The sequence below is a fragment of the Persicobacter sp. CCB-QB2 genome (genome assembly GCF_001274635.1).
GTDB lineage: Bacteria > Bacteroidota > Bacteroidia > Cytophagales > Cyclobacteriaceae > Persicobacter > Persicobacter diffluens.
The window spans coordinates 670,304-693,474 of the sequence record NZ_LBGV01000001.1 but is presented as its reverse complement, the minus strand read 5'-3'; the positions used below and the strand labels follow the sequence as shown (position 1 = coordinate 693,474).

At 42.6% G+C, this 23,171-nt stretch carries 19 protein-coding genes; 7 read left to right on the top strand and 12 right to left on the bottom strand.

Features of this window, described 5'->3' with window-relative positions:
* The first annotated feature begins 8 nt into the window (after positions 1–8).
* Positions 9–617 carry a tetratricopeptide repeat protein gene (locus NG22_RS03215; protein WP_082304970.1) on the top strand — a complete coding sequence of 203 codons (609 nt, stop codon included), beginning with the start codon at positions 9–11 and terminating at the stop codon, positions 615–617.
* A gap of 86 nt (positions 618–703) precedes the next feature.
* Here NG22_RS03215 and NG22_RS03210 read toward each other — a convergent pair whose 3' ends face one another.
* The gene (locus NG22_RS03210) at positions 704–1,024 is read right to left on the bottom strand and encodes a hypothetical protein (protein WP_053404385.1); all 321 of its coding nucleotides are present in this window, start codon (positions 1,022–1,024) and stop codon (positions 704–706) included.
* Positions 1,025–1,149: 125 nt separating this feature from the next.
* Here NG22_RS03210 and NG22_RS03205 point away from each other — a divergent pair, with 125 nt between their 5' ends.
* The gene (locus NG22_RS03205) at positions 1,150–2,316 is read left to right on the top strand and encodes a DUF563 domain-containing protein (RefSeq protein ID WP_053404384.1); all 1,167 of its coding nucleotides are present in this window, start codon (positions 1,150–1,152) and stop codon (positions 2,314–2,316) included.
* Here NG22_RS03205 and NG22_RS03200 read toward each other — a convergent pair.
* From NG22_RS03200 to NG22_RS03180, 5 genes are all read right to left on the bottom strand, one after another.
* The gene (locus NG22_RS03200; protein ID WP_157600839.1) at positions 2,309–2,458 is read right to left on the bottom strand and encodes a hypothetical protein; all 150 of its coding nucleotides are present in this window, start codon (positions 2,456–2,458) and stop codon (positions 2,309–2,311) included. The two genes, NG22_RS03205 and NG22_RS03200, sit on opposite strands and share 8 nt — an antisense overlap.
* A gap of 217 nt (positions 2,459–2,675) precedes the next feature.
* Positions 2,676–3,773, bottom strand: coding sequence for an MBL fold metallo-hydrolase (locus tag NG22_RS03195; RefSeq protein ID WP_053404382.1), 1,098 nt, complete (start codon positions 3,771–3,773; stop codon positions 2,676–2,678).
* 56 nt (positions 3,774–3,829) lie between these two features.
* Entirely contained in the window at positions 3,830–4,402 is a 573-nt protein-coding gene (locus NG22_RS03190) for a TetR/AcrR family transcriptional regulator (protein ID WP_053404381.1), read from the bottom strand.
* A 69-nt stretch (positions 4,403–4,471) separates the two neighbouring features.
* Entirely contained in the window at positions 4,472–4,870 is a 399-nt protein-coding gene (locus NG22_RS03185) for a hypothetical protein (protein ID WP_053404380.1), read from the bottom strand.
* Positions 4,871–5,020: 150 nt separating this feature from the next.
* On the bottom strand, positions 5,021–6,604 hold the full coding sequence (locus NG22_RS03180) for a glycosyltransferase family 39 protein (protein WP_082304969.1): 1,584 nt from the start codon (positions 6,602–6,604) through the stop codon (positions 5,021–5,023).
* Between the two features lie 184 nt (positions 6,605–6,788).
* Between NG22_RS03180 and NG22_RS03175 the strand changes: the two genes are divergently transcribed.
* From NG22_RS03175 to smc, 3 genes are all read left to right on the top strand, one after another.
* The gene (locus NG22_RS03175) at positions 6,789–7,598 is read left to right on the top strand and encodes a tetratricopeptide repeat protein (protein WP_053404378.1); all 810 of its coding nucleotides are present in this window, start codon (positions 6,789–6,791) and stop codon (positions 7,596–7,598) included.
* Positions 7,599–7,692: 94 nt separating this feature from the next.
* On the top strand, positions 7,693–8,427 hold the full coding sequence (locus NG22_RS03170; protein ID WP_053404377.1) for a hypothetical protein: 735 nt from the start codon (positions 7,693–7,695) through the stop codon (positions 8,425–8,427).
* A gap of 26 nt (positions 8,428–8,453) precedes the next feature.
* Positions 8,454–11,990: a chromosome segregation protein SMC gene (smc, locus tag NG22_RS03165; protein ID WP_053404376.1), complete on the top strand. Its 3,537-nt coding sequence runs from the start codon at positions 8,454–8,456 to the stop codon at positions 11,988–11,990.
* 278 nt (positions 11,991–12,268) lie between these two features.
* On the opposite strand, the gene NG22_RS03160 is transcribed toward smc, so the two are convergent.
* From NG22_RS03160 to NG22_RS03145, 4 genes are all read right to left on the bottom strand, one after another.
* Positions 12,269–13,966 carry a PD40 domain-containing protein gene (locus tag NG22_RS03160; protein WP_053404375.1) on the bottom strand — a complete coding sequence of 566 codons (1,698 nt, stop codon included), beginning with the start codon at positions 13,964–13,966 and terminating at the stop codon, positions 12,269–12,271.
* Positions 13,967–14,426: 460 nt separating this feature from the next.
* Positions 14,427–15,857 carry an NAD(P)(+) transhydrogenase (Re/Si-specific) subunit beta gene (locus NG22_RS03155; RefSeq protein WP_053404374.1) on the bottom strand — a complete coding sequence of 477 codons (1,431 nt, stop codon included), beginning with the start codon at positions 15,855–15,857 and terminating at the stop codon, positions 14,427–14,429.
* Positions 15,858–15,893: 36 nt separating this feature from the next.
* Positions 15,894–16,205 carry an NAD(P) transhydrogenase subunit alpha gene (locus NG22_RS03150; protein WP_053404373.1) on the bottom strand — a complete coding sequence of 104 codons (312 nt, stop codon included), beginning with the start codon at positions 16,203–16,205 and terminating at the stop codon, positions 15,894–15,896.
* A gap of 10 nt (positions 16,206–16,215) precedes the next feature.
* Positions 16,216–17,331 (bottom strand): NAD(P) transhydrogenase subunit alpha, encoded by a 1,116-nt coding sequence (locus NG22_RS03145; protein WP_053404372.1) that lies wholly within the window; start codon positions 17,329–17,331, stop codon positions 16,216–16,218.
* Between the two features lie 448 nt (positions 17,332–17,779).
* Between NG22_RS03145 and NG22_RS03140 the strand changes: the two genes are divergently transcribed.
* Both NG22_RS03140 and NG22_RS03135 read left to right on the top strand, forming a co-directional pair.
* Positions 17,780–18,523, top strand: a complete 744-nt coding sequence (locus NG22_RS03140) for a hypothetical protein (RefSeq protein WP_157600838.1) — start codon at positions 17,780–17,782, stop codon at positions 18,521–18,523.
* 188 nt (positions 18,524–18,711) lie between these two features.
* On the top strand, positions 18,712–20,010 hold the full coding sequence (locus NG22_RS03135; RefSeq protein WP_053404370.1) for an NAD(P)/FAD-dependent oxidoreductase: 1,299 nt from the start codon (positions 18,712–18,714) through the stop codon (positions 20,008–20,010).
* A gap of 319 nt (positions 20,011–20,329) precedes the next feature.
* Here the strand turns inward: NG22_RS03135 and NG22_RS03130 are convergent, their stop codons facing one another.
* Both NG22_RS03130 and NG22_RS03125 read right to left on the bottom strand, forming a co-directional pair.
* A complete protein-coding gene (locus NG22_RS03130; RefSeq protein WP_053404369.1) occupies positions 20,330–21,532 on the bottom strand; it encodes an NAD(P)/FAD-dependent oxidoreductase in 1,203 nt (400 codons plus the stop codon).
* Positions 21,533–21,692: 160 nt separating this feature from the next.
* A complete protein-coding gene (locus tag NG22_RS03125) occupies positions 21,693–23,039 on the bottom strand; it encodes a hypothetical protein (protein ID WP_053404368.1) in 1,347 nt (448 codons plus the stop codon).
* Positions 23,040–23,171 lie beyond the last annotated feature (132 nt).

The following is a 23,171-nucleotide window of genomic DNA, read 5'->3' as shown; positions in this document are numbered from 1 at the left end:
AAATCACTATGAAAAGAACTTTTTTAGCAATCGTTTGTGCCATGGCAATGGCATTTACTGCTAATGCGCAGGATTTTGCAGAATTGAAAAATGAAGGTAACAAAGCAATGGCCGCTAAGGACTATACTACTGCTTTGGATAACTATAAAAAGGCAATTGAAGTAATGCCGGAAGAGGTAGATGCTACGGTTTATTTCAATGCTGGTTACTCCTGCTACAAAAATAAGCAGTATGCAGAGGCAGTACCATTTTTCGATCAGGCCATTGAGAACAACTACAAAGCGTGTAACTCTTGGGACTTGAAAGTGGCTTCCTTGAAAAAAGCGAAGAAAAATGAAGAGATGTTTGCCGCTTGTGAAAAAGGATTGGAGTCTTGCCCAAAAAGTAAGACGATGACCAAAACCTTGTCTAGCAAGTATTACAAGGAAGGTGCTGCTATCGTAAAGAAAGCCAACACCATGCAAGCTGATCCAGCGAAAATCGAGCAGGCAAAAGAAGAAGCGAAAAAGGCGGTTCCATTGTTAGAGAAAGCTTTGGAAATTGATCCTAACAACTCAAACGCAAAGCAATTGATGGCTTCTGTTGAGGCGATGATTAATACTCCGGCTGCTGAATAATATTTAAAGGCACAATTAAAAAGGCCCGAAGGTTAACCTTCGGGCCTTTTTTTTGGCGATTACTTTTCATCGGGTATCTTCATTGACTATCCCTCGGTCAACAATGTCTCTTTGTACTTGGGATGATATTGCGTTATTCCTTTGGCCCTAAACCTAAATCTGATCTCAAAGTTTTTTTCCAAACCGGATTTCGGATGCGTATTCCAATGCATGACCGTCTGACCGCTGAACATATGCTCTACAATTTCCATGAAACGGTAATCATCCAAAGCATCTACAAAACACTCCTCTGCATGGAATAAATCCATGGTCAGCTTAAATACCCTACAGGCCGAGAAAGGCTTCAAAATCTCCACTGATCGACGCATTAATGCATCCCAACTATCTGCTTTTACTACTAATTGCATGATTTCTAATTATGACCGCAAATTAGCTAAAAACAGGAATATGGCCAACAAGCTATAATTTATTCAAAGCTGTTAACAAAGAATGGAGATCGGACTTTAAATAATTATACCCATTCCAGATCCAGATGAAGCTCAACAGTCAAAAGCTTAAAAGTATCGCCAGAAGAGCAATTAACACACATGAGCTGGGCAATTTCCTTGCTCCACTCACCTCTTTAAAAGCCTTTCCCATTAATTACTCTTCCCCGAAAGAATTTAAACAAATCATCCCGGCATACACCTTAAATCCGGTAGTACCGGCCGCTACTTTCCATTATTACCGAAAGGATTATAAAGTACAACAGGAACCCGTAATCATCTCAAATGATGGCCTTCATGTGGTAAAAGACGGGCTTCTGTTCTCCGATAATTTATTCGAAAACATATTAATTAAAGAGGGTAAAATCATCCAACCACTCTCCATGATCCATCAAATTGGCCCTCAGGCCAACCATGACCCGGAGCAATACTTTCTACCCAGGATAGCATCAAGCACCCACCTTGCAGGCAGAGTATTCAATTTGTTAGCAGGAGGAGGCAAAAACAATTACTTTCACTGGATGGTCGATGCACTGGCAAAAACAGCCCTGCTCATCAAAAGCGGAGATTTCGAAACAATAGATTGGTTTTTAGTCTCGGCTCATGAACTCCCCTTTCAAAAACAATCCTTAGCGCTAATAGGCATTCCACCTTCAAAAATTAAGGTCATGAAAGAAAACACTTTTCTTTCCTTTGACGAGCTTTGGTGCGCTTCCAGCAGTCGTCATAATGGGTGGTACAAACCATGGACTCAGGAATTTTTCAATAACATTAAGGCTCCAATTACGCACAGCCCCGAAAAAATTTATATCAGCAGAAGGGATACCACTCAAAGAAAAGTCATAAATGAAGACGAAATCATACCCATTTTAGAAGATATGGGGTTTGCCATTTTGGATTTAGGAAATTACACGCTTGGTGAACAAATCAATCTTTTCAGAAATGCCAAATCCATCATTGCACCACATGGCGCAGCCTTGACCAACCTGTTTTACTGTAAAAAAGGCACAAGGGTCCTAGAGATATTCCCGAAGGAATACACAAGCCCGTTGTATTATGAATTATGCCTGAGAAAAGAAATGAACTATCGGATGCTGATATGCCCAAGTGTAAATAACAGCCACCGTGACGGAAAACTATCTTCCGCCAAAAAGGCGCATATCAAAATCAACCTGGATGAGTTTAAAAAAATTACCGCAAGCTTTTTTACTTAACATCAGGATCCTTTTGGCCGGATTCAATTTGCTTTGCTAACTCCTTAAAGCCCTCCAACACATCCTCTAACAGGTCTTCCTTTACCGGTTTCTTCAATTTCTTCAACTCATTAAGTTGCTGTTCTACATCTTCTTGGATCAAGAGATTCAATTTAGGTGTGTCTTTTAATTCCCTCATATTCTTTTCAATTTCTTATCTATGTACAAAGAATATACCCTGGTAATATGATTAAGTGTATTTACAAAATAACAGGATGAATTAAAAAAAAACCGGACAAGAATTAGAAAATATCAGGTAATATGATGACAAAAAACGGATAAATTAACACTATTCTTACACCAAGTCCCCCCTAGCAATTTCAGGATGCAGCCTTTTTCACCAGTTCGTTGTTCCACCAATCAGAATTATTTCTGAGACCAGCCACATCTACCGATTCCCCTATTTCCGGTACCCGGATAAAAAAGGAATACTGATCTGCCGCAGAATACAAAGCTTTAATGGGCGCATCCCAGGGATGCAAAGCCAGATCAAATGTTGCCCAGTGCACAGGAATCATCGTTTTCACACCAAGGACCGCATTAGCCTCCAAAGCCTGAGCAGGCAAAATGTGCGCATCTTCCCATAATGTATTATAGGCTCCAACCTGGAAAATACTGATATCAAAAGCGCCAAATTGTGCTACTATATCCGCAAACTCAGGCATATCGGCCGTATCTCCACTATAGAAAACTTTATACTTTTCCCCGATTAATGACCAAGAGGACCACAATGTACTGTTTTGATCAAAAAGCCCACGTCCTGAGGAGTGACGAGCCGGCGTACAAACCATTTTCACAGATCCAAATTGCACAGCATCCCACCAGTCATACTCATGAATACGCTCCTCAGGAACGCCCCAGGCCCTGAAATGCTTCCCAACTTCCAGTGGCATATAAAAATGAACCTGACTTCCTTGAGCCAGGGCCTGAATGGTAGGTTTATCCAGGTGGTCATAATGGTCATGAGAAATCACAACCCCATTTAAAGCGGGCAGATCCGTCACCGAAATAGGCGATTCATGCATCCGTTTTGGACCCGCAAACGAAAGCATCGAAGCCCGATCCCCCAACACAGGATCGAACAACAAACGGTTCCCTTCTATCTCCAGCAAAAAAGAAGAATGCCCCAACCAAGTATAAGAAAAGTCCGCTGGTATGCTATCAAAATCTCCCGCTTTTAGTTCATGCACCGGAATTTCTATTTTGGGCAATCGATCCTGCGCATCGGCATCCCAGTAAGCTTTGAGCATGGGCCAATATTCATAATCGGAATATGCCTTTGTTGGGCTGAGATTAACAAACTGATCTCCATTAAAATGAATTGATGCTATTTCATTCTCCACCGCTGTCATCCGGTGATAGCCCACGCCACTGATTGTAAAAATCAAAAGCAAGGCTCCTATTTTTATTAAGTCCATATAAATTACATTAACAGACCTAACAAACGAAGATCAAATGAAAAAGTTTTCATTTATTACGCTTTTATGGCATCCCATAATAAACCAAAAGAATCTCCTATGCGATGATCATTCAGGTGAAATAAACCCCTCCGGTGCTGGACCGCGAGTTCATTTAAAAAGCCATACATCATGGAATACACTAAATCTTTTTGGATATCCTTGACAAGCAGCTGGTTTTTACCTTCTTCCAAAAAATCCTCCGCCTGCTTCACCCAACCAATGGAAGCCTCCATCACCTGTTCGTCATAAAAGGGTGAAATTTTATATTGTTCTAAAAAAATTCGTTCAGGATACTTCTCTACCGCCATAGCAAGTAATTCCTTCCACAATTGGAACATTTGCAACTTAAAAGGAGCGGACTTATCTAAAGCACCAAAAGTAACGGAAACCATTTCACTTTTTAGATGAAGGTAAAGTTGGCGAAGTAAATCCTCTTTGTTCTCAAAATAAATATAAAGAGTACCCGAAGCCATTCCGGCTTTCTTGGCTATTTTAGGAATGGTCGCCCCTGCAATGCCCACTTGCATCACTAAGTCTACTGTAGCCTGATAGATCCGATTAATTTTTCCTTCATCTTTTGTTCGCATAAAACAAATAAAATGAATTTTTTTTCACCATCAAAACCCCACACCTCTAATTACCTCATTTTATTGGACTTACATCACTTTCATCGCTTGTAAAGCCTTAAGTGCTTCTGCATAATCTACGCCACGAAGGAGCTTAATAATTTCTTTACTGGGTGTTTTTAGTAAATATAAATCGTCAAAGGCATACTCAAGATAGGCGAACTTAGGAATAATTTTGGATAGCTGATTACCATTGATCAACCAATAATTGGAACCGGATAGATCAATCTGATGCAGCTGAACAATCTCCAAATCATTAGCTTGGGCGATATGATTCACCGCTACTTTCAAAAGGCTCAGTAAGCCATTGTATTCCTCTACCAGGTCTGTCAGGGTAACATTTGAATGCTCCATTCCGCAGCCCATCAAATCAGGGGCTTTAAGGGGACTGGGCAACACAATTTTAGGCTTATTTTCTTTACTAAACATACCTCAATTTACAGCAATATTGCCAATAAGGATCTGTTCTCGGCAACAAAATCCTCCAAAAGTCCACTTGCCGACGAAAACTAACCTCAAGCGCATTAAACCTCCATTAGCTATCAAAACATACAAAAAAACGGAGGTCATTCTCCCGACTTATTGCCAATAATCCCGATCAAATGGATGCAAACTTTCCTTGGCATTCACCAAACGATATACAAAGAAATTACGTGCTAATTTTCCACCACGAAAGACCGGAATCACAGTGGCTAATTCCACCTTTTCAAAATGGGATCCGTAATAGGGAATAGGATCTTTAAACATAGAAGAAGGCGTAATATAATAGGCACTTTCCCCTTTGACTAAACCTCCCCTTTTCTCCGTTAACCAGGCATATTGATGGGTATCGAGCAGGCTGCCCCCTCCCATCATTTTCAACTGAAGCGGAGTGGCTACATAATAATCTAAATGCGCCGCCGGAAACCATTTCGGACTTAGCATTTTATCCCCCAGGTATTGACCTTTAGCCTTTTCTTCCTCCAGAAATGCCGCAAAAGGCGCTTTCAGATCCGACCAGCTTTGCATATCCAGGGTGATATCACCTCTACCCACCCGATTTTCTTCGGTCTCATGGCTCAGGGGAATAAAACCACTATTAATCTGTATCAGTCCCAGAACAATGGTAAATAATACCAGTCCATTCGCCCATACCAATGCTTTTGGCCAAAAGACTGGATTTTCCTTTTGACGAAACCAAATGGCAGCCAGAAGCATTAAAGAAAAAAATGCCGGACTGGTCCAATGGGGCAAAATCTGACGGAAAAAAGCGACCCCGGTAAAAAGTAATATCAATGGCAATCCCATCCACACCAATAAGCGGTTAGAAGGTGTTTTAGGAATTTTCCCCTTAAAAAATGCCCCTAAAGCGATCATGCACAGTACGGAATTGATTGGATTATTATAGGCGATCTGCCCGATAAGTGCCTGAAGTAAATAATGAGGTTTAAATCCACTACCCGGATCCACCCGTTCTCCATGAAAAGTGAAAGAAATGAAGTCATTTTGGAAATTCCACACAAAGACCGGAGAGAAAATCAACAAAGACAGTATCCCTGCAGCCCACAATTCCCAACGTAACCACCACTTGCGGTCATAAAGAGTAATATATAGCAAAGCACCCATCCAAAGAAACACGCCATGGTACTTGCTGTACATGGCCAAACCGGACCACAATCCGGCCAAAAGCAATTGCTTCCCTGCTAATTCCACTCTGCTCTCCGGATTAAATGCCTTAATAAAAGCGAACAAACCTAATAGCCAAAATACAGACTGTGGTGTATCCGGCAAAATGAAAGCACCTGCAATAATAGAACAATAAACCGAAGCAGTATAAAGCAAAGCCGCATACCAACCAGTGAGCTCATCCTTAAGATAAGTCCCTATCCGATAAAAAATCCAGATATTTCCGGTACCAATAAGCACCGCAGACAAGCGCACGAAAATTTCAGAAGTCCAGGTCAAATTCAGGGTCGTCATTCGAATTAACCAGCCCACCAAAGGCGGATGATCAAAATGACTAATATCTGGCATGAGTGCATAGGTCCAGTAATACACTTCATCGTTTCCCAATTCGGTAAACTGCGCCACGGCCCAACGCGCTAAGAAAGAAATAACCATCAACAGTCCGACTTTCTTTCGGATTTCCATTGACGATGATGAGGTAAGGGTTGAATTTGACATGGCTGCAAAATTAAGGGAAATGAAAAGAACACAAATTTTTAATCAAAAAAATAGGCAGCAGCATTCCCCCTTAGACAGGGGGTTATTTGAGCACAGAATTTGCGTAAAGCTTATTTTGTAAGATTTCCGCCCAAATAATCTTATATTTGCGGTCGGTTAAGAAAAAGCATCGAAAAATAGGAGCATGAATTTAGATCAACTTTTCAACGAGGGGTTAGCCAAAGCACAAGCCAATAATATTCCGGAGGCCATAAAAAAGTTCAATCAGGTACTGCTATTGGATCCATCGCATAAATCCAGTAGGGTCAACCGTGCCATCGCTTTGGGTAAAAATCAGCAGTTTGAAGAGGCCGCTAAAGATTATTCATTCCTTATTTCCATGGAACCTTTCCACGCCCAGCATTTTGGTGATCGTGGCGTATGCTATCACCTGTTGGGACAAAATGAGAAGGCCATGGCCGACTTTGATAAAGCCATTTCTCTGGAGCCTAACAATGGGTACCGTTATGCTTCGCGCGCTTTCATCCGTGAACGCATGAAAGATCATAAAGGAGCGGTAGCAGACTACGACAAAGCCATTGAACTGGATCCAAAAGATGCGATATCTCACAACAACCGGGGCATGATTCTGGAGCGCCTGGGCAAAATGGAAGATGCGCAGAAAAGCTTCAAAGAAGCCGATGAATTGCATCAGCCTCAACGCTCTGCAGACCATGAGGCGGAGCTAAAAGGGGCAGAGGAAATCAGCGTTAAGTCCAAAGATGGCAAAGTGGCGATTGCTCCCAAAAAGAAAAAGGAACAGAAAAAAACAGCCAAAGCTCCCAAGCCCAATAAGCAGGAACATCAGCTTATGGTTCCGGCAGAGGAAGCAACAAAAGCGGAGACGGTCACCATGGGCTATTTATTTTCTACTTTAAAAAGTATTGTGACCGATCCGGAAATACGCACTGAATTTACGCTTTTCGTTAAGTCCTTGTTTGTCAAAAAGAAATAAGACCTTATAGGCAAAAGTCAAAAAGTGTTAAAAAATCGACTTTCAGGCCGAAAAGATCTATTTTAGAGGCTACATTTTTTTATTCCATACCTTTATGCGCATACAATTCGAATCGAAAATTTCCCCTTCCTACCTTAAGGCTTTGATATTGCTGTGTGGCTTGCTGATTTTTGGAAGTCAGCAACAAGCAAATGCCCAATATTATCAGGGTGACGACTATCAGTTTTCACGGGAAGTGATCCAATGGGTGAGCCTGGGTAAACAATATATGGATAATGGTGATTTCCAGAATGCCAATATTGCGTTCAGACGCGCATTGGCCACCAAAGAGGTATTGCCTTATAATATGGCTTACCTATTTGCGGAAACCCTGTATGAAATTGGCCAATATAAAAATGCGGAAAATTTCACCGAACGCTACTTAAATATGACCGGAAACAGTGGCGATTATTTTCGGCAGGCCGCAGCATTGAAGACAAAAATTGATAACAAGCTTAAAGTGATCCTGGATTGTAATTTCTGCAACGCTTTGGGCTATCGACTAAAGCCCTGTCAGGATTGTGATGGCCTGGGGACATTGGAACAATCCTGCCCACGTTGCCATGGAATCGGTAAAGAGCGTTGTAATGCCTGCAATGGGCAGGGGGTACAAATTTCCGTGAATCAGTTTGGATTGAATGATTATCAGTCTTGTACCAAATGCTCCAACTCCGGCTTTGCCACCTGTAGCATGTGTGAGGGAGATAAACATCTGAACGGCGATTGTCCGGTGTGCCTCGGTTCTGCAAAAGTACCTACCAACCAAATTTGTGATCATCACGCCCATTAAGCATCATTTTTTAGCCTTCTGTTTGCATGCAATTAACGTCTTTAGAGATTAAGGGCTTCAAAAGTTTTGGAGACCGCGTTGAAATCAATTTTAATGAGGGAATTACCGGTATTGTCGGCCCCAATGGTTGTGGAAAGTCCAATGTAGTAGATGCCATCCGATGGGTATTGGGCGAGCAAAAAACCAGTGCTTTGCGATCAGAAAAGATGGAGAACATCATCTTTAATGGTACCCGAAACCGCAAAGCCACCAACCTGGCAGAAGTTTCCCTGACCTTCAAAAACACGAAAAACCTACTCCCGACGGAATACCATACCGTCACCATTTCCAGAAGATATTACCGCAGCGGTGACAGCGAATACCTTTTAAATGGCGTTACCTGCCGCCTTAAAGACATTACGGGACTCTTCATGGATACGGGAATTACGTCCAATTCTTATGCGATTATTGAGCTGAGAATGGTGGAAGAAATCCTGAATGATAAGGATAATTCCCGCCGGGGATTGTTTGAAGAGGCTGCCGGCATCTCTAAGTTTAAGGCCCGTAAAAAGGAGACCCTCAAGAAACTTAAAGATACAGATGCCGATTTGGAGCGGGTGGAAGACTTATTGGCGGAAATTGAGAAAAACATGAAGTCTTTGGAGCGACAGGCAAAAACCGCCAAGCGCTACTTTAAACTAAAAGAAGACTACAAAAATTTCAGCCTTCAACTGGCCTGTCAGGAAGTAAAAACTTTCCGGGATCAGTTTTTCCGTGTGGAAGAACAATTAAATAAGGAAAATGATCAGCGCGCCCATATCAGTAGCCAAATTGCGCTGAAAGAGGCAGAGGTTGAAAAACTAAAAGCGGATCTGCTGAATGTGGAGCAATTATTACGCAGCAATCAGCAAAACCTCAATCAGCATGTAGGAAAAATCCGCGATTACGAAAGCGATAAGCAGGTAAAAACGGAACGTAAACGCTTTTTGAGTGAGCGTATCAACCAACTCAAAATACAGCTGGAAGAACAGCAACAGAACCTGCGCAATGTGGAGCAGCAAATGCAGGCCGCCACGCAAACCATGACCTCAGCTGAGCGCATGTTGCTGGAAGTAGAAGCGCAAAAAAATCAGCTGGAAAGCCAAAAAGAACAGGCCCGCCAGCAACTGGATTTATCGCAAAACCAGCTGGAGTCTGTGATCAGCCGTGAAAAAAGCGCCCAGCAGTCCCTTTTCCAAAGCCAGAAAGACCTGGAAATCGCCAGCGTTCAGCGTTCTGCGCTAAAAATGGAAATGGAAAAAGGGCTGGCAGAAAAGCAAAATCAGCAACGAGACCTCAGCATTTTTGAGGATAAACTGAATGATCTGAATGAAGAGTTTGCCGATAAGGCAGGCGTCCTGGAAGGATTGGAAAGGTCGGAACTGGAGCTTCAGGAAAACATTCAGGAACAGGAACATCTTGCTGATGAACTCAAAGAACAAATCCGAAAATCTTCCCGAATTCTGGATGCCAAAGAAAATGAGTTTCAGCTGAAAAAATCACTGATGGAGAATCTGGAGGGCTATCCTGAGGCCCTGCAACATATTCGAAACCATCAGGAATGGGAAGGCAAAGCGGCGCCCCTGCTTTCTGAAATTGTGGATGCCCCCGATCGATTTCGTGCGGCATTAACCACCTTCCTGGAACCCTTTATGAACTATTTCATTGTTCCTACGGTTCAGGAAGCCAAAGCGGCTATTCGCAGGTTGAAGGAAGATCAAAAAGGGAAAGCGCATTTTTTCTTATTGGACCAGATTAATAAAATCTCGGAGACACCCCATATCAGCGGACTTACAGCCGCCATGGAAGTAATGGAAAGTGCGGCGGAATACCACCCTCTTCTAAGCTTATTACTCCATCGGGTATATTTTGTGGAGCATGAAAAGGCTATCCCACCAAATGCCAATGGCATATTTGTCAACAATGATGGCAGTATTATTCAGAAAAAGTTTTCCATTGGCGGAGGATCGGTCAATGCGGACCAACATGGCCTAGGCACTGCCCGACAAGTAGAAAAGCTAAAATCTGTGGTGCTTCAGCTAGAGGAAAAATTAAAAGGAGAAGAAATAGCGCTGGAGGAATGCCTGAAGAAAATCGCCTCCCTAAAGGCGGAGTCTGAAAAGGAACAAATAGATCGATTAAAAGCAGAAGTCGCTATTTTAAAACAGGAACAAGCCGTTGCCCGAACCAAATTCGAACAGGTACATCAGGTCATTCAGCAAAGTGAATATAACCAGGAAGCGCTGGGGGATCAACTCAGTACACTGGAAGAAGAAATTCAGTCTCTCAGCCCTCAAAAAGAGCGGCTTTCTGCAGAGATTGAAGGATTGGTGGAACAGGGAGAAATACTCAAAGAACAGGTGGATGTTCAAAAGGAAGAATTCGAGCTGGTTTTAGCACAATTCAATGAAGTCAACCTGAATTTTCACCGACAGGAAAATGCCCTGCAATCCGCGGAACAGCAATATGATCTGCAGCAAAAACACCAAAAGCTCATTCAGGATCAAAGCCAGCAGGCCGAAGATGAATTAGCAGAATTACAGGAGGAACAGGCCAACCTGCAAAACCACCAGGTGGAAAAGGATGAAGAACTGATGCGCCTGTATGCGGAGCGGGAACAATTGGAACGCGTAGTGGAAGATACGGAAAAGAAATACGGCCTTCACCGCACCGCGATTGACAGCGCAGAGAAAGAAGCTAAGCAATATCTTCGGGAAAAAGAGGTGACCGATGAATTGGTGATGAAATATTCACAGGCCCTCAATGAAGCCAAACTGGGCATGCAATCTACTCAGGAGCGGTTGAAGGTAGAATTTGAGGTGGATCTGGAAGAATTGCTGGAAAACACCGATCCGGAGCAGATCCCCCACGCTGTGGAGCAGCTGAAACAATGGGTGAAGGAAACTAAAAGCAAGCTGGACCGCATTGGACCGATTAATCCACTGGCGGTGGAAGCCTATAATGAAATTCAGGAGCGCTATACTTTCATCAATCAACAGAAGGAAGATTTATATGAAGCCAAAAATGATTTGATGGACACCATCAGTCAGATTGATGAGACCGCCCGGGAGAACTTTATGGAGGCTTTTGGGAAAATCAAGACTAATTTCATCCGTGTTTTCCGCTCGCTGTTCACCGAAGAGGATGACTGCGATCTAACGCTATCAGATCCTGAAAACCCACTGGAATCAAAAATCGATATTATCGCCAAACCGAAAGGGAAGCGACCATTATCCATTAGCCAGCTTTCCGGAGGGGAAAAAACCCTGACAGCCACCTCTCTGCTATTTGCCATTTATCTGCTCAAGCCAGCACCCTTCTGTATTTTTGATGAGGTGGACGCACCTTTGGATGATGCCAATATTGACAAATTCAACAATATCATCCGCACCTTCTCCAATGAGTCGCAGTTTATCATTGTCACCCACAACAAGCGCACCATGGCCTCCACAGACATCATGTATGGCGTGACGATGCTGGAGCAGGGGGTGTCCCGCGTGGTCCCTGTTGATCTCAGAGGTATAGAGGAAAAAGTAACCGCCTGATTGGCATAAAAAAACAGGTCACCCTAAATGGATGACCTGTTCCTGTATAAAACCAATTCCCCTAACCCGAAGTATTCACCGCTGAATCCCTCAAACCACCCAAACCCCTAACAATCTATCGATTACAATTATATTCTTTGATTTTTAATAACCAAATTAGAGTAAACCTGCCTTCTCCTCATTCAACTGCTTCCATGGAAATAACTCGAAACAGGGAACTATTCCTTCATTTTTCCCACCTAGCAGTAAAACAAGGATTAAGGCATGAATAATCCGGGTTAAATCTGCTCCAATTTCATTTCAATTTTCGGACCTTCCGGAGCAGTAACCTGCTGTTTTAAGGGCTGCCCCCACTGCCAGTCCTGACTCACCCTGTAAATTTTCCCTTCCGGATCCACTACCAGATTCATCGTTTCCAAAACTTCATCTTGTCGCATCACCTCTACCTGATAACGGGAACCATATTCCAAATAGGCCAGACTCACCGCAGAATAGGTTCTGCCTTTTTCCGTTTCCAAATTTTTCACCTGTATGGTGGTATCCTTCGGCTTCTCTCCCTCCGGGGTCAGGATTTCAAAATAAATCTCCTGAAGCTTCCTTCTCATCCGAATCTTTTTCTCAAAAATGGCGGGATATCGCTTGCTATCCTGAAAATTGATAATCCCCCGATAGGGTTGACAGGTATTGGAAATGATTTCAAACTGATATTTATACCCCAATGGCAAGGGGATCTGCTGAGGTTGCTGACCCGCCTCAAAATAAGAGGAATGAATCAACTGATTACCGGTAAAAATACGAATCTCCCCACTGGTAGGACGTAAACTACTCAAATCTTGTAAAGCATATTGGACCAAAACCTCTGAAGTCATTTCAATATTTTGATCATACTGTACAAAAGTTTGAATGCCGCTAAAATCCAGCAAAGTATCAAACTCCACATGATTTTTTGAAAAGAAATTCAATTTGTACTTTTTCCCCACTGGTGCAATAATGGAGTAAAATCCATCAGTAGGATTATTCCTACCTACCAAAACTTCTTTATTAGACCCCACCTCTATCAGGCGAACCACCGCATCCACATGCATCCCTACTTTTCGATCCCTCAAATAACCCTTCATCAAAACTAAAGGGGTCGCGGGTATAGATTCCGGAATTTCAATTTGAAATAACTCCTGGTCGACAGTGGTATAAACCGCCTCACCCGTAACGGGTAGTCCTGCCAAAAAATCATCCTTGGGTGTATTCATAAAGGCCAGGGGCAATGGATCCGACCAAGTCCCGTCCTCGAGTTGATAAGTGTAATTCACATCATAGCCCCCTATCTTATTGTCCTTTTGCAATGACATCAGGATCACATTTCCCCCACGATATAAAATAGGCCGTTTAACATTTTGCTCATTAAAGCTTCCTTTTAGCAGTCGAACGTTGTTATAACTGGCATCTCCGGCCCAGTCGGCCACATAAAGCTGTGTCCTCCCTTTTTCGGGGTCACCAAATTCATCTCTCAGGAAATATAATTGCTTACCATCCAGGCTAAGGGAAGGAGATCCTTCCACCTTCCAGGTATTCACTTCACCTCCTACCGGACGCGGCGTCTGCCAAACCGAACCTCTTCTTTCACTAAAGTAAATATCATAACTGGCTCCCCCTTTTTCGATGGCGGAAAACAGTAAAAAATTAGCATCATAAGAAATAAAAGGATCAGTAATAATTTCAAATTTATTACTTAGGTTGGTCAGGCGAATTGGCTCTCCCCACTTGTCATTTTCATTTTTAGTGACTTCGAAGAGCTCAATAGTCTTCTTTTTCTTATAATTACTTACATAGACCATCACATTTCCTCCTGCAGAAACGGTGGCCCCATAAACCTTTTGCTTCCCATTTAAAAAGGAATCAACCGACTTGGTTTGTGCAAAAAGAGAGGAAGTAATCAATAAAATGCTCAGGAGCGTTGGAAAGACAAATTTTCCGTACATATACAAAAGTGATTTTTGGATCTTATTTAAGAACGAAATTTCTTCAATTATTATCGTCTGACCACAAAAATATATAAGAATTATTTAAATAAATCTTACGTAAGGCATATAATGGCGTAAAATCGTTTCTTTTCTATTTTTTTTGCCTTTTATACGAATTATGCAAGCCTTTATGATCGATTAGCTGCAAGCCGGGAAAATGAAGAAATAGTCCCACATTTAGCGTTTTTTCAAACGAAGCAGTTGAAGGAGGAGAAAGCAAGCCCACCCAAATTCGTGCTATTAAAAACAAAAAATAGTAATAGCTTGCTGTGAGTGTTTTGAATTGACTTAGTGAATATTTCGGGCTTAAAAAAGGCTGCAATGTGAAATTATGGCGTCTGACCCTCAAATTTCGATTATAAAAAAAGCCGAAGGGAAATCCTCCGGCTTTCTATATTTTTATCGGATGCTGCCCGAATTATGCATTGTTTAATTCTTCTTTCAATTTGCCCAGAGAAGCTTTTGCATCACCGAAAAGCATTTTGGTACGCTCACCAAAGAACAATGGGTTCTGAATACCGGCATAACCTGTGCTCATCGAACGCTTAAATACAATTACGTTTTTGGCTTGTTCAACGTCCAAAATAGGCATTCCATAAATAGGAGAGCCCGTATCCGTTTTGGCTGCAGGGTTTACTACGTCATTCGCACCAATTACCAATACAACATCGGTATTGTTAAAGGCGTCATTCGCAGGCTCCAGCTCCATCAACTTGTCATAGTCTACATCAGACTCTGCCAACAATACGTTCATGTGACCTGGCATACGACCAGCCACCGGGTGAATCGCATATTTTACATCAACACCTTCAGCCTCCAAAGACTGCTCCAATTCATGACAAACGTGCTGCGCCTGTGCTACGGCCAAACCGTAACCAGGAACGATTACTACACGCTCAGAATATTTCAATTGAATCGCCAAATCGGCAGGAGTAGCTTCTTTTACTACTTCCTCGCGATCTGATCCGGAAGAGCTTCCCGAAGAACCCAAACCTCCAATGATCACGGAAATCAAAGAACGGTTCATGGCCTCGCACATCAATACGGTCAAAATGGTACCGGATGCACCTACCAGGATACCACCGATGATCATAATATTGTTACCGTAAATCAAACCGGCTACTGCGGCACCTACTCCGGTGAAAGAGTTCAAAAGAGAAATCACTACCGGCATGTCACCACCACCAATTGGAGAAACGAATGCTACCCCATAGAATAAACCTAGAACAGTCAGGATCAATAGTAAGGCGAAGTTCATTTCCTCCCCATTCATGATCATTACCGATAGCGCAATGATAGCCGTCAAAGTCACTAAGTTCACAATCTGAGGGGCTGGCAATTTGATATTGTCGCGAAGAGAACCATTCAATTTACCCCAGGCGATCAAAGAACCGGAGAAAGAAACCGCACCGATAATCAAAGCGAAAATGGAGGAGAAAACCTCTCCGTTCATCAAGTTTGCTGCTTCACCATTAGACAATAACGATTTAACGGTAGAGATTACCGCTGGCTGGTAATTCTTCAGTTCGATAAAACCGATCAACATCGCGGTAGCACCACCCAAACCGTTGAAAAGGGATACCATCTCCGGCATTTTGGTCATCGCTACACGCTTGGCAGAAACCAAACCGATAGCTGAACCGACAACCATACCTGCGATAATCCAAATATGGTTATCAAAGCTTCCCTCTGCAGGGGAAAACAAGGCGATTAAAATAGCCAATCCCATACCTGCTGCAGCGGTCAAGTTTCCTTTACGTGCAGTGGCCGGACTGGAAAGTCCTTTCATCCCGAAGATGAAAACGACAATACTGATTAAGTATAAAAAGTCTGTGATATGTCTTTCCATTATTGTATTTCTTAAAAGCGTAATGAAAATGTCCGCTTATTTCTTTTTCTTTTTGAACATTTCCAACATACGGTTGGTCACCGCAAAACCACCAACCACGTTAATCATGGCTAATGCAATACCCAAAAAGCCAATAATCAAAGTCAAATACTCATCCGGTTTTGCATCCCGGATCAATAATATAGCACCAATCACCACGACCCCGGAAATCGCATTGGATCCGGACATCAATGGAGTGTGCAAAACAGTAGGAACCTTAGCGATAATCTCTATTCCTACAAAAGTTGCCAAAGTCAGGATAGTGATCATTGGCAAGTTTTCAGCGATGAAGTTTAATATTACGTCCATACTGTTTCAATTATTTAGTCAAAGCAGGAGCGCCATAACGCACTTCGCCCTGGTATACAATACAAGAATCCCCGATAATTTCATTTTCGAAATCATAGGTAAGGCCTTCTTCTGACAAGAATACGTTCAGGAAGTTCTCTACATTTCGGCTGAATAGCTGAGAAGCATGCTCTGCCACATCATCAGAAAGCTCTGAATTACCAATAATGGTCACTCCATGCTGCTTAACAATCTCACGATGCTTAGAGAAAGCCACATTACCTCCGGTAGTAGCGGCCAAATCCACACAAACCGCCCCATCAGGCATGGCTTTCAACATGTCTTCGTTAACCAAAAGAGGAGCCGGACGACCACGAAGCTGAGCAGTGGTGATCACGATATCCGCTTTAGATACTTTATCGAAAATCAATTCTGATTGACGTTTTTTGTACTCTTCGGTTTGCTCTACGGCATAACCTCCGGCACCTCTGTCATCAGTAGCACCTTCAACCTCCACGAACTTCGCTCCCAAAGACAATACCTCTTCCTTAGCTGCTGCGCGCGTATCGAAAGCCTCCACTACTGCGCCCAAACGACGACCAGTAGCAATAGCCTGAAGACCTGCTACTCCGGCACCCAACACCAACATCTTGGCTGGGCGAATAGTACCAGCGGCAGTGGATAACATCGGCATATAACGTGGCAAATAATTAGCGGCGGTCAGCACCGCCTTATAGCCTGAAATCGAAGCCATGGAAGACAATACGTCCATAGACTGTGCAATGGTAGAGCGAGGGATCATATCCAGGCTGAAACCTGTAAGACCATGATTCGCCAAAGTTTCACAAACTTCTGCTTGTGCAAATGGCTGAAATTGAGAGATCAATACCGCTCCTTTTTTCACATTGGAAATCTCCTCTGTGGCCAATGGCAAAATAGTGGTAATGACATCAGAAGAGGAAAGAACTTCCGTACGATCAGATGCCTGAGCACCTGCTTCCTCAAAAAGTACATCCGCCAGGGCTGAATTTGCTCCGCAGCCCTTCTCAAAAACAACTTCATGTTTCTGAGCTACTAATTTCTTGACAAAGTCAGGAGTGATGGCCACTCGTTTCTCTGTCAATTCCTTCAAAATTCCAAAACGCATAGAATTGCTGGATGATATGTTTCTAATAATAAAAGCACTGTTGATGGGGAAACTCCCCTATTCCCTACATGAGTAATTTATGTAGAAAACTTAAGCGAATTACGGCATTCATAGCCACAGGTACAAACGGTTGTTATGAAAACAACAGACTTGTTAACTTTTTGAAACAATAGTAAATAATGTGAATCATTCCTTTAAAATTGAAACTTTTTAGAACAACTACCGTTATTCGGCTAATTTTCTGACTTATTAGCAAAAAACAGCAAGATAATGAGGTGATTTTTGCATAACACTCAATCCCAAGCCTTTACCACCTCCCATTATAAGTAAAATTCCGACCGATTTTTTTTTGATTTTTTTTTATCATTTGATTGGCGGATGCGCATTAGGCCTCTAATTTGCGTTGTTTTTTCAAAAAATAATCCAGTTTGGAAACTAAGCGATTTTCATGAATTTTTTCAACAGACTTATATTCCTGATCAGTCTTGGCCTTTTGATAGTTGAAATGGGTCATGCTGAAAACTTCCCGAAACTCAGAAAAGAAAACTCTATCCAATTCGCTACAGATACCGATTGGCTGCTGAACAATGGGGTTCAGGGAAAAATGTTATTGTTCAACAAGAACGGAGAGGTAATATTTCCGAAAAATTTTAAAGAAGAGAGCCTGAGCCGCCAACTGATCCAGTTAATGGATCGGGATCAGATAATTCAAAAAGATACTGGGAAATATTACATTTTACTGAGCCGGGTGGCATTTGAAATTCCCACCAATATAGCGCAGATCAATCCGGATTTACTGGCGGACCCCGGCACCATTCAGGCTTTATTGCCCAACAATACCATCCTCCAGATTGACTCTTTAAACTTTCAATTATATGGCGGGATCATGGAACCTGAGTTTAAGTTCCGTTTGAACTTTCCGGAAACCCCAAAAGAGGACGAAACATTGCTTAAATTTCTACAATTGCTCAACCAAAAGGCAAACAAGGTTTATTTGCAGGAGAATTATGATTTTGGGCGCGTGCTATTACATAAAACTTCAGAGAAGTCCTATATCATTACACTTTACCAGCCCATAGGTAATGAGGAAACCTTGGTACAAAATTTCAGTTTGAATTTCATTTATAACATTCCCCCAATTTTATGGGCGGAAGTAGTATGCTGGAGGAAAGCATTTGGACGGGTATTCTAAGTTACGTTCAGAACTTTAAGCAATTTATGGCTGCTCTGGAAGTACAGGCACAACCCTAGGTCCTAAAAGACTCCATTCTATTATTTATAATGCGCTAAAAAGGGGATTTATTTCTGTCGTATTGTTAATTAACAAATAAAGAAAGAAATTGCGGGACAAAACAAACACCCTTTTTAAGAACAATCAATATGAATATCCCAGAGATATCTCTGCCCCGAGTCGTGATTCTTGGCGGAGGATTTGCCGGACTTAACCTAGCCAAAAACATCGACACTGAACATTATCAGGTCGTTATGCTTGACCGCCACAACTACCACACCTTTCAACCCCTTCTTTATCAAGTGGCCACCGCTGGGTTAGAGCCCGACTCCATTGCCTACCCACTTCGAAAAACTTTCGCCAATAAGAAACGATTCCATTTCAGAATGGCAGAAATTCAGGAGGTAAATGAAGAGCAAAAAATTGTCCGCACCTCTATTGGAGATTTGAGATATGACCATTTGGTGATGGCTACCGGCGCCCGTTCCAATTATTTTGGAATGAAAAATGTAGAAGCCAATGCCATGCCGATGAAGAGCCTGACGCAATCGCTGGATTTACGCAGCATGATTCTCCAGAATTTCGAAAAGGCATTATACGCCCAGGATGTTGCCGAGCAAAAGCGATTGATGACATTTGTGATTGTGGGCGGAGGCCCGACAGGTGTTGAATTAGCCGGTGCGTTGGCTGAGCTAAAATTGCACGTTTTGCCCACGGACTATCCGGACCTGGACCTTCGGGATATGGAGATTCACCTGATAGAGGCTGCCCCAAGCTTACTGGCTGCCATGAGCAAGCAAGCCTCTCAAAAAGCCCTGAAATTCTTAGAAGGTATGGGGGTTAACCTTTGGGTGGACACTCTGGTGAAAGATTATGATGGCAAAACCGTCACCACTGCTGACCGGGAAATTCCTGCTGAAACCCTAATATGGGCCGCCGGGGTAATGGGCGCTCCGGTAGAGGGCATTCAAGCCGAAAAAATAGGAGCCGGAAACCGCATTATCGTCGATGAAAACTGTCAGGTAAAAGATAGCCAGGATATTTGGGCGATGGGAGATGTCGCTTTGATGCAAACGGAAAAATATAACCGCGGACTGCCTATGCTAGGATCCGTGGCCATGCAACAAGGTTCCTATTTGGCCAAGAACTTTAACCGATTGGCCAAGGGTAAAAGCTTGAAGCCCTTCAAATATAAAGACAAGGGCACGATGGCCACCATTGGCCGGAACCGCGCCGTGGTTGATTTGCCCTTTTGGAAATTTTCCGGCACCATGGCCTGGTTTGCCTGGATGTTTGTTCACCTGATGCTATTGGTAGGCTTCCGTAACCGGGTAGTTACCTTTATTAACTGGGCATGGGGATATTTGAACTATGACCGATCTAACCGATTGATCGTTCGGAACTTTAGAAGAAAAAAAGGAGAAGTACTGGACAAAGTGCACTTTTAAGCCGGATTATTCACCGCTAGCTTTAGAACCTACCACAAGGAGTTGTCTGCCCATTCATTACGATTGGGTCTGCTGAATTTCTGATAGCCCAAATATGGGCAGGCTTGCTTTCTCCTTATTCATCTGTTTCGTTGGAAAAAACTCGAAATAGCAAAAATTCCTTCATTTTTTCCAACTGGCAGCTAAACGAGGATTTAAGCATGAATATTCCGGTTAAAATAATTCGAGTTTAAGAAATAAGTAAAGTCCCCAATGATTGGGGACTTTTTTTGAGGGCTTTGGATTGGATGAATATAACCCTCACAACATTGAAAATGGATCAGGGTAGGTGGGCGTATCCATTTTTGGTTTTCCACAAAAAATATTTCTCAAACAACACCTTAAACACATCATAGAACACATTGGGGATCATGACCGCAAATGTCCTGGGTTTAAAAAGATGGTTGGCCACAATGATCACCTCTTTTTTACCGGCATCCATCACACAGAGGGCAGGAATCTTACCCCAGGGCTTTTTGATAAAACTACCCTTCCCTGACAATTTTCTATAAATATTCTCTGCTACAATTTTGCCCGTTTCATCCGATGGATAACCGGTCTTTGGAACACTAAATGGCACTTTTCCCGCCTTAAAAGGAGGTTTGACATTTACGGCCAGTCCGGCTGCCCAGACAAAATCATAATCCTCATGCTGGTAGTTTTCCTTTACGGGAATGAATCCATTCGGCGCGGCCTTTAGGTCAGGGCTTTGCCTTACATAATCTGCCCCGATAAAAGGAGGCATCAGCATGGCCAATTTATAATCCAACTGCTGTCCATTGGTTAAATAGATCTTCTCCTGCTCCATTTTTTCTACCCCTACCTCGGTGATATAATGGATATTGAACATCTTCATAAAACCTTTCAACATAGATTCTCCCAAAGGAATGCCATCAATACCAAAATGTCCTAAATAATGCTCGGGGGTAATCCAGTACAGCTCCACTTTTTTCCGAATCTTCTGAGCACGAAGCCACTCTTCTACATTGAATAAAAACTCATAGGCTGCTCCCATACATCCGGCAGATTGTGTTGCCCCAATTACTATGGGACCCGGATTCGCTTTAAAGGCCTCCAAAGCCTCGCCCATTTTTTCCGCCCCCTTTGGCGTCCCGATATAATGCGCGTATTCTCTCAGCCCATCGGCCACCTCAAAGTCCACCTTTGGTCCGGAAGCAATCACGAGCTCGTCAAATCCTAAAAAGCCTTCTTTGAGTCGAACCTGTTGCTGTTGAAGATCGACACTTAGTACCTCCTGATGCACGAACTCAACCCCGTACTTTTTAAAAACCTGAACACTGTCTACCTTGATATCGGCTACTTTCCGACGGCCAAATGGCACCCATATTAAAGAAGGAATGAATAAAAAATAATCCCTCTTATCCACGACAATCACCCGGGCTTGATTTTTTAATTTACGCTTTAATTCCAGCGCGGTGGTAAAGCCTGAAAAATTCCCACCAATTATCACTATGGTTTTCATGATAAAGTCCCTTTGGTGTATCATGAAAATACTAAATTACCCACTGATTTTCAGTAACAAATGTCACTTAATGAAATAAAACCTAACGGTTTTTCTAAATAAAAAAACACCCCTGAAATCGCACTGAGAGGGGTGTTTTGGTTTCTTGTTCGAATTATAATTATTCGAAAAAGTTGTTATGTTGATTAAAAAATTCCGGCCCTAAAAACTCCGGTAAAGAAGCCAGCCCCATCAGCATACAAGCATAATCAACCCCTTCTATTTTTTTAGGTTTCCAATTTAGGTCTGAATAACTGTATTTCCATAAAACCATTTCATCACCGGTGGAAATCCCCTCTTTTTTAGGCAAAGTAATCTGACCAATTTTACGTTCATCCTGCAGCATTTTCAATAAATCAGCTCGTACTAAATCCGGTAGAACCGGCGCATAGCCTGCCAAAGCAGAAGGTGCTACATTTCTTCCCATATTTTGATCCCATTGAGTGTTGATATTTTCGGTTGGGCAAATACGATCCACTGTATAACCTTCCTGAATTTCCCCATTTCGCAACTTTAGCCCCATTCCGGCAGTGGTCCCCCATTCGTAGTCTTGCTTTCCTTTTTCCTCCAATTCTGTCCGATCGTGCCACCATGCTCGGTCTGCCAGGGCTGCCTGCCGCATGGCTTCCTGATACTGTTCCTGATTTGAAAAATCATGCACAAAAAGATAATTGAACATGAAGGTAAAATTCGAAGTAAAATGATTTGGAACATCCGTTAACACCTGAAATTGCTCCCCTTTTTTTGAAGTGTAAGTGGTAGCCGGCATTTGGCTGGTTTTGGCATAATATTGCTCCCACAGTTTCGCTGCCTGACCATTATTTCCTTCCTGATTCATCGCCAGCCAGGCCACCATCATATATTCATTATAAGGAAGTGTTCTTCCCGGAGAAGGTACTCCCTCCTTGGTCAGGTTTAATACAATTTCTCCTTTGGCCGGATCCCCAATGAAAATATCATGATTCACCATGCTGTACATTTTATCCGCATAGTAAGCAATGGTGGGATTATCAGAAAAATATTGCTTCGCAAACAGGGCTCCTCCAATCATGATGTCCGTATCGATAGGACTATAATTTGATCCTACCGGTGCACCCGTTTCAATATCAAAAAAATGAATAAAACAGTTTTCGGCATTCCGATCCAAAGCCACCCCCTCGGCTCCCTCTCCCAAAACACTTTTAAGCGTCTGAATAATGAGCTCCTCCGCTTTGGGCTCCCAGCCCATTTCATGGCCCACACACATCGCCACCAGCCCCATACCAATACTGGCGGAGGAGCCAGCACCTTTCCCTCCCTCTGTATGGACGTAATCATAATACAGTCCATTTTCATGACGCATGAGCTGATACACCTTATAAGTATTATGAAAAAGTGTTTTGAGCTGGTCTTCCTGCTTTGGCTGCTCCACAGAGCAGGATAAGATCAGGGGTAAGCAAAACAGAAAAACGATCATCTTGAAGTTCATATCTAGTCTTTTTTTTCAAACAATGAAAGGTATTAAAGCGGAGGATTGATCCCTCAAAAAAGAAGAAAATATCACCTTTGGGCTGTCCTTTAAACGAAACAAATCAGACGCAATTTTGCTGAAAGAACACAA

Excerpts from the sequence above, each read along its gene's own strand:
- NG22_RS03215 (WP_082304970.1), top strand. The coding sequence starts at position 9 with ATGAAAAGAACTTTTTTAGCAATCGTTTGTGCCATGGCAATGGCATTT.
- NG22_RS03210 (WP_053404385.1), bottom strand. The coding sequence starts at position 1,024 with ATGCAATTAGTAGTAAAAGCAGATAGTTGGGATGCATTAATGCGTCGA.
- NG22_RS03205 (WP_053404384.1), top strand. The coding sequence starts at position 1,150 with ATGAAGCTCAACAGTCAAAAGCTTAAAAGTATCGCCAGAAGAGCAATT.
- NG22_RS03195 (WP_053404382.1), bottom strand. The coding sequence starts at position 3,773 with ATGGACTTAATAAAAATAGGAGCCTTGCTTTTGATTTTTACAATCAGT.
- NG22_RS03190 (WP_053404381.1), bottom strand. The coding sequence starts at position 4,402 with ATGCGAACAAAAGATGAAGGAAAAATTAATCGGATCTATCAGGCTACA.
- NG22_RS03185 (WP_053404380.1), bottom strand. The coding sequence starts at position 4,870 with ATGTTTAGTAAAGAAAATAAGCCTAAAATTGTGTTGCCCAGTCCCCTT.
- NG22_RS03180 (WP_082304969.1), bottom strand. The coding sequence starts at position 6,604 with ATGTCAAATTCAACCCTTACCTCATCATCGTCAATGGAAATCCGAAAG.
- NG22_RS03175 (WP_053404378.1), top strand. The coding sequence starts at position 6,789 with ATGAATTTAGATCAACTTTTCAACGAGGGGTTAGCCAAAGCACAAGCC.
- NG22_RS03170 (WP_053404377.1), top strand. The coding sequence starts at position 7,693 with ATGCGCATACAATTCGAATCGAAAATTTCCCCTTCCTACCTTAAGGCT.
- smc (WP_053404376.1), top strand. The coding sequence starts at position 8,454 with ATGCAATTAACGTCTTTAGAGATTAAGGGCTTCAAAAGTTTTGGAGAC.
- NG22_RS03160 (WP_053404375.1), bottom strand. The coding sequence starts at position 13,966 with ATGTACGGAAAATTTGTCTTTCCAACGCTCCTGAGCATTTTATTGATT.
- NG22_RS03155 (WP_053404374.1), bottom strand. The coding sequence starts at position 15,857 with ATGGAAAGACATATCACAGACTTTTTATACTTAATCAGTATTGTCGTT.
- NG22_RS03150 (WP_053404373.1), bottom strand. The coding sequence starts at position 16,205 with ATGGACGTAATATTAAACTTCATCGCTGAAAACTTGCCAATGATCACT.
- NG22_RS03145 (WP_053404372.1), bottom strand. The coding sequence starts at position 17,331 with ATGCGTTTTGGAATTTTGAAGGAATTGACAGAGAAACGAGTGGCCATC.
- NG22_RS03140 (WP_157600838.1), top strand. The coding sequence starts at position 17,780 with ATGAATTTTTTCAACAGACTTATATTCCTGATCAGTCTTGGCCTTTTG.
- NG22_RS03135 (WP_053404370.1), top strand. The coding sequence starts at position 18,712 with ATGAATATCCCAGAGATATCTCTGCCCCGAGTCGTGATTCTTGGCGGA.
- NG22_RS03130 (WP_053404369.1), bottom strand. The coding sequence starts at position 21,532 with ATGAAAACCATAGTGATAATTGGTGGGAATTTTTCAGGCTTTACCACC.
- NG22_RS03125 (WP_053404368.1), bottom strand. The coding sequence starts at position 23,039 with ATGAACTTCAAGATGATCGTTTTTCTGTTTTGCTTACCCCTGATCTTA.